This is a genomic window from Cobetia sp. D5, assembly GCF_035666195.1.
Lineage (GTDB): Bacteria > Pseudomonadota > Gammaproteobacteria > Pseudomonadales > Halomonadaceae > Cobetia > Cobetia amphilecti.
In genome coordinates, this window is the sequence record NZ_CP142020.1 from 3,842,088 (window position 1) to 3,858,812 (window position 16,725).

Genomic DNA, 16,725 nt, shown 5'->3' on the forward strand with positions numbered 1-16,725 from the left:
GGACGCGCCCGAACGGGCCTATTCTAGTCGTCATGGCGGCCCCGGTCACGGAGCCCCCGGTCAAGCAGTGGTCTGATGCGGCTCGCCGCTAGCGCTGACAATAAGGGCAGAAGCAGCTGGCGCGCTGGCCCAGCACCAGACTCATGATCTCGTGGCCGCATTCGCGGCATGGCTCGCCACCCCGCCCGTAGACGTTGAGGCTTTGCGCGAAGTAGCCCGGCTTGCCATCTCCGCCGACGAAGTCACGCAGCGTGGTGCCGCCCTGGGCGATCGCCGCGGCCAGCACGCTGCTGGCGGCGTTGGCGAGGCGCTCGCACTCCTCGCGCGTCACTTCACCGGCAGGACGGCGCGGGTCGACACCCGCCATGAACAGCGCCTCGCTGGCGTAGATATTGCCCACGCCCACCACATTGGCGTTGTCCATCAGAAACGGCTTGATCGCCACGCGGCGCTTGCGGGAGCGCGCAAAGAGGTGCTCGCCATTGAAGGCATCGGACAACGGCTCCGGGCCGAGTCGCTCCAGGCGCGTATCGGCATGCGGGTCACCACGCACGAAGTCGACGAAGCCGAAGCGACGTGGATCGTGATAGCGCAGCACATGGCCATTGCCGAGCACGACATCGACATGATCATGCGTGCGTGGCGGCGTGCCGATGGGCACCAGTCTGAGGCTACCGGACATGCCCAGGTGCCAGAGCAGATGGCCATCGGCGATCGGCAACAGCAGGTACTTGGCGCGACGCGCAAGCGTGCCGAAACGCTGACCCACCAGCCATTCGGCGAGCTCGCCGGGCACGGGGGTGCGCAGACGCGGCTGACGCACGATCACCTCGGTGACCTCCTGGCCCTCGACCAGCGGTGCGATACCGCGGCGCGTCGTCTCGACTTCCGGTAATTCGGGCATGTTCTCTCCTCGACTGACCGCCAGACGCACAACAGGGTGACGACAGAAGCCGCCACCCTGTTGCAGGATGCCCAGAACAGCGACATCCAGATACTCGAAAACCCGGTCAGGACCGGGTTTTCGAGGGTTCCGACAGCACGCTGGCGGGAGACAAGATCACTTGATCTTGGCTTCCTTGTACATCACGTGCTTGCGAACGACCGGATCGTACTTCTTGAATTCAAGCTTGTCCGGAGTGTTACGCTTGTTCTTGTCGGTGGTGTAGAAGTGGCCAGTACCGGCACTTGACACCAACTTGATCTTGTCACGCATTTTCAGTTTCCTTCCACAGTCGCATTCACCGAACGATTGAGAGCGTTGCCCTCGGCTCGGTTGCCATTGCTACAGGGGCTGTCTTCTAGTGTTTAGAAGCGCTCGCCACGTGCAGTGAGGTCCTTGAGGACTTCGTCGATACCCTTCTTGTCGATGATGCGCATGCCCTTGGTAGAGACGCGCAGCTTGACGAAGCGCTGCTGGGATTCAACCCAGAAACGGTGGGTGTGCAGGTTCGGCAGGAACCGGCGACGAGTCTTGCGCTGGGAGTGAGAAACATTGTTACCAGTCACCGGGCGCTTGCCGGTAACCTGACATACTTTGGACATTGGAGCCTCCAACCGCTGCGTTGGCTAAGTTGTTCAAAACCTGTCGGGCAAACCGGAAGTGGCAGGCGCCGCCTCATGCCCTGATTTCAAAGTGTTTACGTCCGTTCCGGAAGACAAGCTTTCGGGTGCTGGAACGTGCAGGCGCAGCATTTTACCCGAAGAGGAACGTGAAAGCACGTCCTATACGGATTTTTTTCGCCAGCACGCCCATGCCCGACGTGTCACATCGGTACAGACGCTTCTCAGCCAAACGCTTCACTCAGCCAATGTCGGCCAGAGTGGTCGCGAATTCTGTGGTGGGTGATACGGGAGGCGCAACATTACCACAACCAGTGCCCTGGTTTGCAATCCCTGCGCATTTCTCACGCCAGCGGCGACCGCATCTGGCGGGGCTGTACCGTCATCGGGCACTCAGCGCCTCAGCCTCCTCGACACCCCAACTAGAGCCAGCCACGCTCGGCAAACGAGACCACCTCGCCATCTCCGACCACGAAGTGATCCAGCACGCGAATATCGAAAAGCCCCAGCGCCTCTTCCAGGCGCTGCGTGATGCGCCGGTCGGCCTCGCTGGGCTCCGCGACGCCGGAGGGATGATTGTGGGCCAGAATCAGGGCGCCGGCATTGAGCGCCAGCGCCCGCTTGACCACCTCGCGCGGGTAGACGGCGGCGGCATCCAGCGTGCCGGTGAAGAGTGTCTCGAAGCGGATGACGCGATGCTGGCTGTCGAGAAACAGCGCGGCGAACACCTCATGCGGCAGGTCGCGCAGATGCGAGGACAGATAGCGCCGCACCAGCAGGGGCGACGTCAGGGCGGCCCCGCGCATCAACAGACTTTCCAGATGGCGACGCGACAGCTCAAGCGAAGCCTGCAGCTGCACATACTTGGCGTCACCCAGTCCGCGCGCCGCGCAGAAGTCCTGCTGAGTCGCCTCCAGCAGCGGCCTGAGACCGCCGAAGGTGTTCAGCAGGTCGCGCGCCAGATCCACCGCCGAGCGTCCTTTTATGCCTACGCGCAGAAAGATGGCCAGCAGCTCGGCATCTGACAAGGCCCCTGCCCCTGACGACAACAGCTTCTCGCGCGGACGCTCCCCGACCGGCCACTCTCGAATCCCCATGCACTCTTCTCCCATCGCCTGTCGCCCCGAATGGCTGACAGTCCAAAGCATGAGAAGCGTGGTCAGATGCCGCCTCTTTCGCCATTGTGAGCATCAACGCTTGCCGCCCCGGGGGCCTGCGTCTGGCCCCTGCATGCCACCTGATGACAGCCCCCGCCCCATGAAGCGAGCGCTCGCAGGGACCATGGCGACACTCGGCGTCGCGGGCCAGCGGCGCTACGCAAGGTTGCATCACGGTGATATGGTAGAGGGCAAACGCGCGAGCGTAGCAATCGACGCATCAGGGACGCAGGACACACCATGCATTCACTCGCCGGACGGCGCATTCTGCTGGGCATCAGTGGCGGCATCGCGGCCTACAAGGCCGCTCTGATCACCCGCCTGTTGAAAAAGGCGGGCTGTGAAGTGCGCATCGCCATGACCGAAGGGGCTCAAGCCTTCATTACACCGCTGACCCTGCAGGCGTTGTCGGGCAATCCGGTGCACACCTCCCTGCTGGACCCCGAGGCCGAGGCCGGCATGGGGCATATCGAGCTGGCACGCTGGGCGGAGGTCATCCTGATCGCGCCTGCCACCGCCAATCTGATGGCCCGCCTGGTGCATGGGCATGCCGATGATCTGCTCACTACCCTGTGCCTGGCCAACAGCGCGCGCTGGGTGATGGCCCCGGCGATGAATCAGGCCATGTGGGCGCACCCCGCCACCCAGCGCAATGCCCGCCAGCTCACAGCCGATGGCTGGACGCTGCTCGGCCCCGCCAGCGGCGAACAGGCCTGTGGCGACGTGGGCGCGGGGCGCATGCTGGAGCCGGAAGAGATCGTCGCGGCGCTGAGCGACCTCATGAGCCAGAGCGACCTCATGAGCCAGAGCGACCCGGGCCGTAAGAGCAATGAGATGTCATTGCCGGCCGCAGGCCTGACGGTGACCATCACCGCCGGCCCGACCCGCGAGCCGCTGGACCCGGTGCGCTATCTGAGCAATCACAGCTCCGGCAAGATGGGCTATGCGCTGGCCGCCGAGGCCGCGGCGCTGGGCGCCAGCGTGCGCCTGATCAGTGGCCCGGTGGCACTGACGACCCCGACTGGCGTCGAGCGCATCGATGTCGAATCCGCGCTGGATATGCAGGCCGCCGCCGAGGCAGCCGCCAGCGAGAGCGACCTCTTCATCGGCTGCGCGGCAGTCGCCGACTTCCGCCCGGCCACGGTCGCCGACCACAAGCTCAAGAAGCAGTCGGGCGAGGAGCAGATGCAGGTCACGCTGATCCGCAATCCGGATATCATCGCCGGTATCGCCGCCCAGACGCAGGCACGCCGCGCCGCCGGTCAGCGGGCACCACTGGTGATCGGCTTCGCCGCCGAGACCCGCGATGTGCTGCGCTATGCACGCGACAAGCTCGCGCGTAAACAGCTCGACATGATCGTCGCCAATGATGTGAGCACGCCGGGCCTTGGCTTCGGCAGTGACAGCAATGCCGCCACCCTGCTGTGGCAGCCGCTCGATCAGAACACGAACACGCAACACGAACAGGCCATCGCGGCCTGTCCCAAGACGGAACTGGCGCGCGCGATTCTGAAGCGCGCCCTGGCACTCCATCAGCACAGGGTCAGCCTCGACCCTGCCATCCAGACCGTTACACCGACTGTCACCGACGATCAGGAAGCACCTTAGATGACCCGCCCCCGGCTCGAACTCAAGATTCTCGACGAGCGCGTTCGCGATTACCCGCTGCCGCATCACGCCACTCCCGGCAGCGCCGGCATGGACCTGCGCGCACTGCTCGACGCGCCGCTGACATTGGCGCCGGGCGCCTGTGAGCTGGTGCGTACCGGGCTGGCGATCCATATCGCCGACCCCGCACTGGCCGGCATGATCCTGCCGCGCTCCGGTCTGGGGCACAAACACGGCATCGTGCTGGGCAATCTGGTCGGCCTGATCGACTCCGACTACCAGGGCGAACTGATGATCTCGGTCTGGAACCGCGGCGAGAGCGAGTTCGTGCTGGAACCCGGCGAGCGTCTGGCACAGTACGTGCTAGTGCCAGTGGTACAGGCGGAGCTGGTGGAAGTCTCTGAATTCGAGGCCAGCCAACGTGGCGAAGGCGGCTTCGGCCACTCCGGTCGCCACTGATTGACCCGTCATGCCAGAGGGCGGCCGAGCGGCAAGCTTGCGCCGGCTGCCGGGCTTCCGGTCACAAGGAAGCCAGGCAGGTTTCCACACTGATCGTCATGCAGCGATAGCGTTCGAGACGCATGACGCCTCAAGCGACTTCACGATTGATTCAACCGACAGGGATGCACCATGAGTCAGGTACCCGCTTCAATTTTCCGCGCCTACGATATCCGTGGCATCGTGGATGAGACCCTCACCGAAGACGGCGTGCGCGCCATCGGCCAATCCATCGGCAGCGAAGCCGCGGCACGCGGTGAATCCACCGTCGTGGTCGCGCGTGACGGCCGTCTCTCCGGCCCGCGCCTGTCCAAGGCGCTGATCGCGGGCCTGCGCGATGCCGGCCGTGATGTCGTCGACATCGGCATGGTGCCGACGCCGGTGCTCTACTACGCCACCAATATCCTGGAAGGCACCCGCTCCGGCGTGATGCTGACCGGCAGCCACAACCCGGCCAACTACAACGGTCTGAAGATCGTGCTGGCCGGCGAGACCCTGTCCGGCGACACCATCACCGACCTCTATCGTCGCCTGCAGGAAGGCGATCTGGCGCAAGGCGAAGGCAGCCTGCGTGAAGAGGACGTGCGTGAGCGCTATCTGGAGCAGATCACCGGTGATGTGGTCGTCAAGCGTCCGCTCAAGGCCGTGGTCGATTGCGGCAACGGCGTGGCCGGCGAGCTGGGCCCGGAGCTGATCCGTCGCCTGGGCGTCGACACCGTGCCGCTGTTCGACGAGATCGACGGCAACTTCCCGAATCACCACCCGGACCCGGGCAAGCCGGAAAACCTGCAGGACCTGATCAAGACCATGCAGGAAACCGGCGCAGACATCGGTCTGGCCTTCGATGGTGACGGCGACCGTCTCGGCGTCGTGACGCCCAAGGGCGAGATCCTCTACCCGGACCGCCTGATGATGGCGCTGTCGGAAGACCTGATCGAACGCGTGCCGGGCGCGCGCATCATCTTCGACGTCAAGTGCACCGGCAACCTGGCGACCGTGATCGAGAAGGCCGGCGGCACGCCGGAAATGTGGCGCACCGGCCACTCGCTGATCAAGGCACGCATGAAGGAAACCGGCGCGGCACTGGCCGGCGAGATGAGCGGCCACATCTTCTTCAAGGAGCGCTGGTTCGGCTTCGATGACGGCATCTACGGCGCTGCGCGCCTACTGGAAATCCTCGCCAAGCAGGATGTCGATGCCGACACCTTCTTCGCCCGTTTCCCGCAGGACCTCGGCACCCCCGAGATCAATGTGGAAGTGACCGACGAGAACAAGTTCGCTATCGTCGAGCGACTGGCCAGTGAAGGCGACTTCGGCAGCGACGGCGTCAAGACCACGCTGGACGGCATTCGTGTCGACTACGCCGATGGCTGGGGCCTGTGCCGTGCCTCCAACACCACGCCGATGCTGGTGCTGCGCTTCGAAGGCAAGTCGGAAGCCGCACTGGAGCGTATCAAGGACAGCTTCCGCGCCGCGCTGAAGCAGGCCGAGCCGAGCATCCAGGCACCGTTCTGATCCCTCGCTCGCCATCGACAGGATGGCATGAGTCGCAACGGGGGCGGCGGTCTGCCGCTTGATCGCCGCCCTCGCCTTGCCAGGCACTGCAGCCGCTCATCCGGGCGCATCAGGTGCCTGAAGCAACCGATTTGCATGACAGCGCGCACCGCGCGTGCTGAAAGACCGTTTCGAGTGACAGTGTCCGGACTCTCTTTCCGGACCATTTTCTGTGGAGTGATACGCTGATGAGCCACGCCAACCGCGACCCGCATCAGGTGGTCGAGGTCCTGTCCGAAGCCCTGCCCTATATCCAGCAGTTCTCGGGCAAGACCGTGGTGGTCAAGTACGGCGGCAACGCCATGACCGAAGAAGCCTTGATCGACTCCTTCGCTCGCGACATGGTGTTGATGAAGGAAGTCGGCATCAATCCGGTGGTCGTGCATGGCGGCGGCCCGCAGATCGGCGCGCTGCTCGAGAAGCTGAACATCGAATCGCGCTTCGTCGATGGCATGCGCGTCACGGATTCCGAGACCATGGACGTGGTCGAGATGGTGCTGGGCGGCCTGGTCAACAAGGGCATCGTCAACCTGATCAACCAGAGTGGCGGCAAGGCCATCGGCCTGACCGGCAAGGACAGCGGCCAGATTCGCGCCCGCCAGCTCAAGGTCAGCGGCCAGACGCCGGGCATGAATGCCTCTGAAATCATCGACATTGGTCATGTCGGTGAAGTCGAGCATGTCTCCACGGACCTGATCGAACTGCTGACACGCAACGATTTCATTCCCGTCATCGCCCCCATCGGGGTCGATGCCGAGGGTCGCAGCTACAATATCAATGCCGACCTGGTCGCCGGCAAGGTCGCCGAGGCACTGGGCGCGGAGAAATTGATGCTGCTGACCAACGTGGCTGGCCTGATGAACGCACAAGGCGAAGTCATGACCGGCCTAACCACCGAGGCGGTGGATGGCCTGATCGAGGATGGCACCATCTACGGTGGCATGCTGCCCAAGATCAGCTGTGCACTGGACGCCGTGAAGCAAGGCGTGCGCAGTGCTCACATCATCGATGGCCGCGTGCCACATGCGACCCTGCTGGAAATCTTCACCAATGCCGGGGTCGGCACGTTGATCAGCAACGCGGAAGCGGACACTGACAAGGCGTAAGGTGACAAGCCGGGGCTCGGCCCCGGTGTTTCGCGCGAGGCAAGCGACATGCCTCAGGACACGGACCCGCCCGTAGCACACTGCTGCAGGCCGCGATAAACGACAAGATTCCATGACGCAGGCGAATCCAAAACAATCACGTCGCGAACAGATCCTCCAGGCACTCGCTCTGATGCTGGAAGAGGACAGCGGCAAACGCATCACGACTGCAGCACTGGCACGACAGGTCGGTGTCTCGGAGGCGGCGCTCTATCGTCACTTCCCCAGCAAGGCACGCATGTTCGAAGGACTGATCGAATTCATCGAGAGCACGCTGTTCGAGCGTATCGCGCTGATCATTCAGGACAACGACACCGCGCATGCCAGGGTGCATCACATCCTGAGTCTGCTGCTGGGCTTTGCCGAGAAGAACCCGGGGCTGTGTCGCCTCCTCAATGGTGATGCCCTCACCGGCGAGACGGCACGCCTGCGTACGCGCATGGCGCAGCTATTCGAGCGTCTCGAGACGCAGATCAAGCAGGTACTGCGCGAAGCCGAGCCTCGCGAGGGACTGCGACCGGCCATCACCGTCACGGCAGCGGCCAACCTGCTGTTGGCGTGTGCGGAAGGTCGTATCGGCCAGTACGTGCGCAGCGACTATCGCAAGCGCCCGACCGAGCACTGGGAAGACCAGTGGCAGCTACTGAGCCGCGACCTGCTGCTGAGCAGTCAGGAGCGCATTGCCGTCTGAGGGTCTTGCCCCGCGCGCATGCGCCGCACCAAAAAGAACGCCCCGCCTGCAGTCATTGCAGGCGGGGCGTTCTTTTTGGGTCAGGCCTTCTCATATCACCACCGGGTGGGGTGGGATGGGGGTGGGGCCGGACTGCACGGGCGGCGCCTCAGGCGTTGACGCTGAAGCGCTCCAGTATGGCCTCGGCGGACACCGGCCGCGCCAGCAGGTAGCCCTGATAGGTGTCGCAACCCAGCCGCTTGAGCTCCTCGAACTGCACGTCCGTCTCGACCCCTTCGGCGACAATCTCATGGCCCAGCGAGTGCCCCAGGCTGATCACGGCGCCGACCAGCTGGATGGCCTGCTGATTGGGACAGCGGATACCGCCGTCAGAGCCGGCGACCGCATCCATCTTCATCACGAAGCTGCGGTCGACCTTGAGCACATCCAGCGGCAGGGATGACAGATAGGACAGCGACGAATAGCCCTGCCCGAAGTCATCCAGCGCCACACGCACGCCCAGCTCGCGCAGCGCGCCGAGCACCGCAAGCCCCCCTTCCATGTCCTGGATCAGCAGCGTCTCGGTCACCTCGACTTCCAGCCGCGTCGGCGACAGCTTCTGGCTTTCCAGCACGCCGAAGACTTCATTCTCGTAGCCCGAGGTCAGCTGGCGCGCCGACAGATTGACCGCCATGCGCGGCATGTGAAGGCCGGCGTCCTGCCAGCGCACCATCTGGGCACAGGCTTCCTCGAGCACGAACCGTCCGAGACGGAAGATCAGACCGGTCTCTTCGGCCAGCGGAATGAACTGGGCCGGCGAGATCATGCCCAGCTCCGGATGCTGCCAACGCAGCAGCGCCTCGACACCCTGCAGCTCGCCCTGGCTATCCAGCTGCGGCTGGTAATGCAGATAGAGCTGCTCGCTGCCGATGGCCTGACGCAGGTCCTGCTCCAGCGTCATGCGCGAGGCGACATGCTTGTCCAGCGACGACTCCCAGCGCAGCGCATGATCGCCGCGCGACTTGGCGTGATAGAGCGCCACATCGGCATTCAGCATCAGCGCCTGGGCATCGCCATTGGTCTCGGACAGCACATAGCCTGCCGTCAGACTGATGATCAGCGGGCGACCCAGAATCGTGAAGGGACGCTCGACCTTCTGCTGGATCTCCTCCACCACCTGCGCCGGATCATCATTGCCATGCGGCAGATAGAGGCCGAACTCATCGGCCCCCAGACGCGCCACCAGACCGCCCGGCGGCAGCAGACGACGCAGACGCTCGCCGACAGCGACCAGCAGCTGATCACCGGCTTCATGGCCCAGACCATCATTGACGGTCGAGAAACGGTCGATATCGGCGTAGATCATCAAGCCACCCGCCGCGACGCGCTCGTCGGCCGCCGCCATGAAGGCCTTGCGGTTATAGAGCCCCGTCAGGGCGTCATGGCGCGCCAGGAAATCGAGCTGACGCTCGGATTCCTTGTGCGCACTGATGTCGAGCAGCAGGCCTTCCCAGTAGCGCACGCCATCCTCGCCCTCGATCATCACGCTGCGGTCCAGCACCCAACGCTCATGGTCAGCGATGATGCGGAAGACCTGCTCATGGCGCATCTGCGCGCACATCGCCCAGTGGCGGGCGGCGCTGACGGATTGACGGTCTTCCTGATGGATCAGCTCGGTCAGGGTGATGCCGGCGCCGACCAGTGATTCGGCCGAGCGACCGAACAGCTCGGCCGAGCCGTTGCTGATGAAGGTCAGCACACCGGTGTTGACCTCGATGCGATACACCACGCCCGGCAGGTTATCCATCAGCGTCACCAAGGTACGAGAGCGCGCCGTCATCGACTCGAGTGCGCCCTCCAACTCATCGTGGCGCTCAGCGCGCTTGCGCTCGGCACGCGCCACCACGACCACCAGCACGACCAGGAAGATACCGCCGAGCAGCATGCCGAACCAGATACGATTCCACCACAGCCACCACAGGCTGGAGAGTGGTTGACTCACGACGCTGAACAGCTTGAGCGGTGCGATATAGCTGCCCGCCGCCATGCGCGGCCGGCCGTCGAAGCCCGGCACATGATAGCGACGCACACCACGCTCGGAGATGTACTTGCCCATGTTGGCCATCGAGGACAGCGGCAGCTTGCCGGTCACGCCCAGCGCATGCTCCTGAGGGCTCGAGAACAGCAGCAGACCGTTGGTGGAGAACAGGCGCAGGCGCTGCCCATCATCGGAATTCGGGTTGGCCAGCAGGCTGCGTGCCTCGGAGAAGTCCAGGCAGCCGATCAGCAGCCAGGACATGCCTTCGATATCCATGTGACGGTAGAACGGCAAGCCCGGCTGACCGGATGCCAGCGGCAGTGCGGAGCCGAACAGCAGGCTGCTGCGCCCGGGCAGTGCCTGGGCTTCCGGCTGGGTCAGCTGCCAGCTGCAACTGCGCCCCACGCCGATCTGACGCAGGCTGCTGCCGCGGTAATCGGCAAACGGCACCACCATCAGCGAGACCAGAGAGGGATGACGGCCCAGCGCGCTATCCAGCGAGCCACGCCACAGCTCCTTGCCTTCGCTGCTCAACACGCGCTCCAGCACCATCATCTCGCGCGAGACATTGGCGATCAGCTGCTCGGTGGAGATATGCAGCTGGGTATCCAGCAGCTCCAGGCGACGCATTTCCTGTTCACGCACATCAAACCATTGGCTGGCCAGAAACAGGCCACCCAATACCACCATCAAGGCTGCATTGAGCCCAAAGATTCGCCACAGCGAATGTGTGCCATTGACGTGCGAGGAGGTCGGGTCCACGGGGTCACCAGTAGAAATGTTTCATGTCTTAGTGTGACAGAATGAAACATTGTGTTGCACTGTTCAACCAATAACGACGGATTCCTCGGGATCCACTCTCCCTCAACGAAAATGCCCCGCCGGGAAACCCGGCGGGGCATTTTCGCGTGACAGCGAGCCTGAAAATCGCGGGCTCATGTCATGGGGTCATAAAGCTCAGGCAGCGAAGCCTTCGCTCATGTCACCCATCGATTCACGCAGCTTCTTCATCGCGTTCTTCTCGAGCTGACGGATACGCTCGGCAGAGACGCCATAGATGTCGGCAAGCTCGTGCAGAGTCGACTTGTTGTCGCTCAGCCAGCGCTGCTGGAGGATGTCGCGTGAACGCTCATCGAGTGCCGCCAGCGCCTTGAGCAGACGACCGTGGGAGTCGTCTTCCAGGTCCTGCTGCTCCACCTGGGCAGCCGGATCGAGGCTGTGATCTTCCAGATAGTTGGCCGGCGCCTGATAGGCAGAGCTCTCGTCGTCGCTGGGGCCGGCGTCGAAGCCTGCATCGTGGGCGGAGAGACGGCTTTCCATCTCACGCACCACGGCAGGTTTGACGTCCAGATCGCCCGCGATGGCATCCACTTCATCGTTGTTCAACCAGGCAAGACGCTTCTTGGCGCCACGCAGGTTGAAGAACAGCTTGCGCTGAGCCTTGGTGGTCGCGACCTTCACGATGCGCCAGTTACGCAGCACGAACTCGTGGATCTCGGCCTTGATCCAATGCACGGCAAAGGAGACGAGGCGTACGCCCTGATGCGGGTCGAAACGCTTGACCGCCTTCATCAGGCCGACGTTACCTTCCTGGATCAGGTCCGCCTGCTGCAAGCCATAGCCGCTGTAACTGCGCGCGATATGCACGACGAAGCGCAGGTGCGACATGACGAGTCGACGGGCCGACTCCAGATGATTCTCTTCATGCAACCGCAGGGCCAGCTCATGCTCTTCTTCGGCAGTAAGCACAGCGATACGGTTCACCGACTGAATATAGCCGTTTAGATCTTGACCCGGTGACAGGTGGCCAAGTGGCTGAAGACTGGTGCTCATAGTGCAGATGTCTCCATGGTTGCCTAACACGCATGCAAGTAGTGAGACTGTGAAGGGTGGGACAGGTTCCCGTCAATAGCTGTACATGGCGTGTACAATTGTCATGACGAGTAGCACTTCGTAACGCTGTCGGGTGTGTGGTGCGTTTAACCACCCACCAACCCCCTTCACTGACGTCCGACAGGAATGTTGTCGGAACGTAACTTTTGACCTTCCTGGGCAGAAATACTGGCTGAAAACCGCGAAAAATAATCGGAATCAGCGCGGAGAAATACTCGCCAGATGACGTCCGACCGCGATCCAGGCCCCTATCCAGCCCAATATTGTACTCGAAAACAGCAGCGTGGCACCCCCTGCAACGCCCAGCGCGGGCAACACATAGTTGCCGCCATAACTTTGTACAAGGGCCGTCACGGGTGCCGCCAGCCAGTTGCCGCCAAGCGCCAGGATTCCGCAGGCCAGCAGCCCTCCTCCCAGACCGTACCAGGCGCCGCTGTAGAGGAAGGGACGCCGTACGAAGGCGTGGGTCGCCCCGATCAACGTCACGACCTCGATCTCCTGGCGGCGACTCTCCACGGACAGGCGGATGGTATTGCCCACCACCAGCAACACGCCCAGCCCGAAGAGTAACGCGAGTCCCAGCGTCACTTTCTGACCCAGCTCACCCAATTGGCGCAGACGCTCGAGCCAGGCCAGATCCAGACGTGCGCTGGCGACACCCGGCTCGCCCTCGAGGCGCGTGGCCAGGGCGCGGACGGACTCCGGCGTGGTGTCCAGCGGCGTGATGACGATGCTGGCCGGCAAGGGATTGTCATCCAGCAGGCTCAGCGAGCGCTTGAGGTCCAGCGCCTGGGCGAATTCCTGCATGCCCTCGGCGGCGGTGATCAGACGCACTCCCCCGACACCAGCAGCGTCGCGCAGCGAGTCCGACAGCGTCAGCGCCTGGCTCTCGTCGACCGAGGTCTCGAGATAGAGGGTGAGCTGGGCGCTGTCATTGAGTTCATTGTCGAGCAGGCGTGCGCTGTCCAGTGCCAGCCACAGCGCCGCCGGCAACGTCAACGCGATGGCGATGGCCAGCATGGTCAGCAGGCTGGCGATGGGCGCGACCAACAGGCGGCGTGCGCTGTCGCGCGCCATGGCAGCGTGATGACGCAGCCAGCTGCGGTAGCGGCTCTCGACCGAGACGCGACTGGAGCGCGCACCCTTGCGCGCCGCACGCTCGGCGGCCTCCGGTGATCCAGGCGCCTGCGCGGCGGACTTGCGGGTACGCGTCTCGGCGCGGGGCTGGCCACGCTCGCGTGAAGAAGAGGGAGACTCGTTACGGGAACGCGGGGGGCTCATCGGGCATCCTTGTCGGCGATCAGACGACCATCGGACAGCTCCAGCGTGCGATGGTGCAGGCGGGCGATCAGCGCCAGATCGTGACTGGCAATCATCACCGTGGTACCGATGCGATTGAAGTCCTCGAACAGACGCATGATGTCGGCGGACAGTGCCGGGTCCAGATTGCCGGTCGGCTCATCGGCCAGCAGCAGCGCGGGCTTGTTGACCACGGCGCGCGCGATGCCGACCCGCTGCTGCTCACCACCGGACAGCTCGATCGGCAGCGCCTTCTCACGATGCAGAAGGCCGACCTTGTCGAGCGCCGCCCGCACCCGCCGTGCCTGTTCACGCGGCGGAACCCCCTGGATCATCAGCGGCAGGGCCACGTTGTGGAAGATGTTGCGGTCGGTCAGCAGCTGGTGGTCCTGGAAGACCACGCCGATCTGGCGGCGGTAATACGGCACCTGGGAGGTATGCAGCCGCCCGATATCATGCCCCGCCACCAGAATGCGCCCACGCGAGGGGCGCTCGAGGAGCATGATCAGCTTGAGCAACGAGCTCTTGCCGGCACCGGAATGGCCTGTCAGAAAGACCATCTCGCCACGCTCGACCCTGAAGTCGAGCCCGGCCAGTGCATCGAAGCGCCCTCCATAGCGCTTGCCGACATGCTCGAAGGCAATCATGCCTCGCGCGACTCGGCGTTGGCCTCTTCGCTTGCCTCATCGCCAGCACGTGCAAACAGGGCACTGACGAAGTCATCAGCCGCGAAGGGACGCAGGTCATCGACACCTTCCCCGACACCGATATAGCGGATCGGCAGATTGAGCTGCTTGGCCAGCGCGAAGATGATGCCGCCCTTGGCGGTTCCATCCAGCTTGGTCAGCGTCAGGCCGGTGATGTTGACCGCTTCATGGAAGGTGGAAGCCTGTGACAGCGCGTTCTGGCCGGTACCGGCATCCAGCACCAGCATCACCTCGTGGGGCGCGGACACATCCAGCTTGGCCATCACGCGCTGCACCTTCTTGAGCTCTTCCATCAGGTGGCTCTTGTTGTGCAGGCGGCCCGCGGTATCGGCGATCAGGATATCGACGTTGCGCGCCTTGGCGGCTTCCAGGGCGTCATAGATGACCGAGGCACTGTCGGCGCCGGTATGCTGAGCGATGACCGACACCTTGTTACGCTCGCCCCACACCTTGAGCTGCTCCACCGCCGCGGCGCGGAAGGTATCGCCCGCCGCCAGCATCACGCTGCGGCCCTGGCTCTGATAGCGCTTGGCCAGCTTGCCGATGGTGGTGGTCTTGCCGACGCCGTTGACGCCGATCATCAGGATCACGAAGGGACCGCTGCCCTTGGCCGGCAGCTCCAGGTCCTTGGCGACCGGCGCCAGCATCACGCGCAGCTCTTCCTGCAGCGCTTCGTAGAGCGCCTGCGGCTCCTTCAATTCCTTGCGCGAGATACGCGCGGTCAGGTTGTCGATGATCTCGGTGGTCGCCTCGATGCCCACGTCTGCCATCAGCAGCTGGGTCTCGAGGTCTTCCATCAGCTCATCATCGATCTGCTTCTTGCCGAGGAACAGGCTGGCGACGCCCTCGGTCAGATTGGCGCGTGTCTTGCCAAGACCGGCCTTGATACGCGCGAAGAAGCCACGACGCGGCTTTTCCCGACCATCGCGGGCAGTATCACGCGCAGCGTCATCCTCGACCACGGCGTCTGCGCCAGCGGCGGCAGCCTCGGCGGCACGTGCTTCTTCTTCCTGGCGAGCCTGTTCCAGCGCGGCCTGCTCTTCGGCCTCGATGGCGGCCAGCTGCGCGGCGGCCTGACGCTCTTCTTCCTCGCGAGCCGCGATACGCGCCTCTTCGGCACGCGCTTCACTGGCGGCTTCTTCCGCACGGGCCTGAGCGGCCTGTTCGGCAGCGATGCGCTCGGCCTCTGCCTGGGCGGCCTGCTCGGCAGCCAGACGTTCCGCCTCTTCCCGGGCGGCCTTTTCGGCGGCGACGCGTTCTGCAGCGGCCTGCTCCTGGGCGGTGCGCTCCGCTTCGTCTCGGGCGGCCTGTTCCTGAGCGGCCTGCTCCTGCGCTGCGCGTTCCTGCGCGATGCGCTCGGCCTCTGCCCTGGCGGCCTGGTCGGCAGCCGCCTGCTCAGAGGCGCGGCGCTCGGCTTCAGCTTCGGCTTTCTGCTCTTCGAGCTTCTGAGCCTCGGCCTGCTGCTCTTCGGCCTTCTGAGCCTCGACCCGAGCCGCCTCTTCACCGGCAAGGCGCTCTGCCTCTACCTTCTCGGCCTCGAGACGCTTCGCCTCGAGCCGCGCTGCCTGCTCGGCATCGGCTTGCTCGTGGGGCGTGGCGTCTTGTGTCTGTTCAAGAGCCTGTTGCTCGAGGGCCTGCTGCTCGGAGGCTTTCTGCTCCTGAGCCTTGTGTTTCTTGCGCTTGAAAAAACCGAACATGGCGAGACAGTCCTGAACTCGTGAAAGTGGCGTCATCCTACCATCCCTTCGGGGCTGAAGGTACGCACCGCGCGGCATCCGGCGTCGCACATGCTAGACTCGCGGCATGAAAAAACGCGCATCCTCCCAAGGCCCCGCACGGGGCAAATCCAACGCGCCCTCGCGCGCTGACAAACAGAGCGGCAAGCGTGGCCAGGCCGCCGGCGGGCCAGGTCGCCTGCGCATCATCGGCGGGCGCTTCAAGCGCCGCCTGCTCAACGTGATCGACGCACCGGGCCTGCGCCCGACGCCCGACCGCGTGCGTGAGACGCTCTATAACTGGCTGGGCTTTCATGTCGGCGGCGCCCGCGTGCTTGACCTCTATGCCGGCAGCGGCGCGCTGGGCCTCGAGGCGCTGTCGCGTGAGGCGGCGCATGTCACCTTCGTGGAGCGCGACAGCCGCGTCGCGCGTGCGCTCGAGGCCAATCTCGCGACCCTCGCCAACGGTGACAGCCTGCCAACACAGGTGGTGACCGGCGATGTCCTGCACTGGCTCGAGACGGCCACACCCGCTGCAGGCGGCATGGATCTGGTGCTGCTCGATCCGCCCTTCCGGCTCGAGCTGGCCGCCGCGAGCTGCGCACTGCTCGAAGCGCATGGCTGGCTGAGCGATGACGCCATGATCTATCTGGAAGTGGAATCCGGCCTCGACCCCGTGGTGCCCGCCAACTGGCAGCTGCACCGGGAAAGCCGTGCCGGCGACAGTCATGGCCGCCTGTATCGGCGCCATCCGCCCGCCTGAGCCACCTTCCCACTTGTGTCGACTCAGGCGGCGTCGTAGTCTGCCTGCAGGCGGGTATCGCTGCGCCATCCGGCAAGGATTCCCGACATGGCCGATATTCATCGCACCAGCATTT

15 protein-coding genes are annotated in these 16,725 nt (G+C 64.2%); 6 read left to right on the top strand and 9 right to left on the bottom strand.

All coding sequences use genetic code 11. The features are described 5' to 3' along the window. Positions 1–88: 88 nt before the first annotated feature. From mutM to radC, 4 genes are all read right to left on the bottom strand, one after another. Positions 89–904 carry a bifunctional DNA-formamidopyrimidine glycosylase/DNA-(apurinic or apyrimidinic site) lyase gene (gene mutM, locus U0O11_RS15885; protein WP_279835855.1) on the bottom strand — a complete coding sequence of 272 codons (816 nt, stop codon included), beginning with the start codon at positions 902–904 and terminating at the stop codon, positions 89–91. A gap of 156 nt (positions 905–1,060) precedes the next feature. Further along, a complete protein-coding gene (gene rpmG, locus U0O11_RS15890; protein ID WP_016417370.1) occupies positions 1,061–1,216 on the bottom strand; it encodes a 50S ribosomal protein L33 in 156 nt (51 codons plus the stop codon). A gap of 92 nt (positions 1,217–1,308) precedes the next feature. Continuing rightward, positions 1,309–1,545: a 50S ribosomal protein L28 gene (gene rpmB / locus U0O11_RS15895; RefSeq protein ID WP_043336270.1), complete on the bottom strand. Its 237-nt coding sequence runs from the start codon at positions 1,543–1,545 to the stop codon at positions 1,309–1,311. Positions 1,546–1,985: 440 nt separating this feature from the next. After that, the gene (gene radC / locus U0O11_RS15900) at positions 1,986–2,660 is read right to left on the bottom strand and encodes a RadC family protein (protein ID WP_043336272.1); all 675 of its coding nucleotides are present in this window, start codon (positions 2,658–2,660) and stop codon (positions 1,986–1,988) included. Between the two features lie 300 nt (positions 2,661–2,960). Between radC and coaBC the strand changes: the two genes are divergently transcribed. The 5 genes from coaBC to slmA all read left to right on the top strand — a co-directional run bounded on the left by coaBC (position 2,961) and on the right by slmA (position 8,216). Then, positions 2,961–4,328 (top strand): bifunctional phosphopantothenoylcysteine decarboxylase/phosphopantothenate--cysteine ligase CoaBC, encoded by a 1,368-nt coding sequence (coaBC, locus tag U0O11_RS15905; protein WP_279835854.1) that lies wholly within the window; start codon positions 2,961–2,963, stop codon positions 4,326–4,328. Further along, positions 4,329–4,787: a dUTP diphosphatase gene (dut, locus tag U0O11_RS15910; protein WP_043336274.1), complete on the top strand. Its 459-nt coding sequence runs from the start codon at positions 4,329–4,331 to the stop codon at positions 4,785–4,787. It begins immediately after the preceding gene. Between the two features lie 171 nt (positions 4,788–4,958). Further along, the gene (locus tag U0O11_RS15915) at positions 4,959–6,341 is read left to right on the top strand and encodes a phosphomannomutase/phosphoglucomutase (RefSeq protein WP_054556539.1); all 1,383 of its coding nucleotides are present in this window, start codon (positions 4,959–4,961) and stop codon (positions 6,339–6,341) included. A gap of 227 nt (positions 6,342–6,568) precedes the next feature. Continuing rightward, the gene (gene argB, locus U0O11_RS15920; protein ID WP_043336279.1) at positions 6,569–7,486 is read left to right on the top strand and encodes an acetylglutamate kinase; all 918 of its coding nucleotides are present in this window, start codon (positions 6,569–6,571) and stop codon (positions 7,484–7,486) included. Between the two features lie 112 nt (positions 7,487–7,598). Continuing rightward, entirely contained in the window at positions 7,599–8,216 is a 618-nt protein-coding gene (slmA, locus tag U0O11_RS15925) for a nucleoid occlusion factor SlmA (protein ID WP_043336281.1), read from the top strand. 148 nt (positions 8,217–8,364) lie between these two features. On the opposite strand, the gene U0O11_RS15930 is transcribed toward slmA, so the two are convergent. The 5 genes from U0O11_RS15930 to ftsY all read right to left on the bottom strand — a co-directional run bounded on the left by U0O11_RS15930 (position 8,365) and on the right by ftsY (position 15,484). After that, complete coding sequence (locus U0O11_RS15930; RefSeq protein ID WP_279835853.1) at positions 8,365–10,995, bottom strand: putative bifunctional diguanylate cyclase/phosphodiesterase; 2,631 nt, start codon at positions 10,993–10,995, stop codon at positions 8,365–8,367. Between the two features lie 195 nt (positions 10,996–11,190). Next, positions 11,191–12,066 (bottom strand): RNA polymerase sigma factor RpoH, encoded by an 876-nt coding sequence (rpoH, locus tag U0O11_RS15935; RefSeq protein WP_043336284.1) that lies wholly within the window; start codon positions 12,064–12,066, stop codon positions 11,191–11,193. A 258-nt stretch (positions 12,067–12,324) separates the two neighbouring features. Further along, positions 12,325–13,407 (bottom strand): permease-like cell division protein FtsX, encoded by a 1,083-nt coding sequence (ftsX, locus tag U0O11_RS15940; RefSeq protein ID WP_043336287.1) that lies wholly within the window; start codon positions 13,405–13,407, stop codon positions 12,325–12,327. Continuing rightward, on the bottom strand, positions 13,404–14,072 hold the full coding sequence (ftsE, locus tag U0O11_RS15945) for a cell division ATP-binding protein FtsE (protein WP_043336289.1): 669 nt from the start codon (positions 14,070–14,072) through the stop codon (positions 13,404–13,406). The genes ftsX and ftsE overlap by 4 nt, the downstream gene beginning before the upstream one ends. Next, positions 14,069–15,484: a signal recognition particle-docking protein FtsY gene (gene ftsY, locus U0O11_RS15950; RefSeq protein ID WP_442872662.1), complete on the bottom strand. Its 1,416-nt coding sequence runs from the start codon at positions 15,482–15,484 to the stop codon at positions 14,069–14,071. Before ftsY ends, ftsE begins: the two co-directional genes overlap by 4 nt. A 451-nt stretch (positions 15,485–15,935) precedes the next feature. On the opposite strand from ftsY, the gene rsmD reads away from it, so the two are divergent. Continuing rightward, positions 15,936–16,610, top strand: a complete 675-nt coding sequence (gene rsmD, locus U0O11_RS15955) for a 16S rRNA (guanine(966)-N(2))-methyltransferase RsmD (RefSeq protein ID WP_279834585.1) — start codon at positions 15,936–15,938, stop codon at positions 16,608–16,610. The last annotated feature ends 115 nt before the right edge of the window (positions 16,611–16,725 follow it).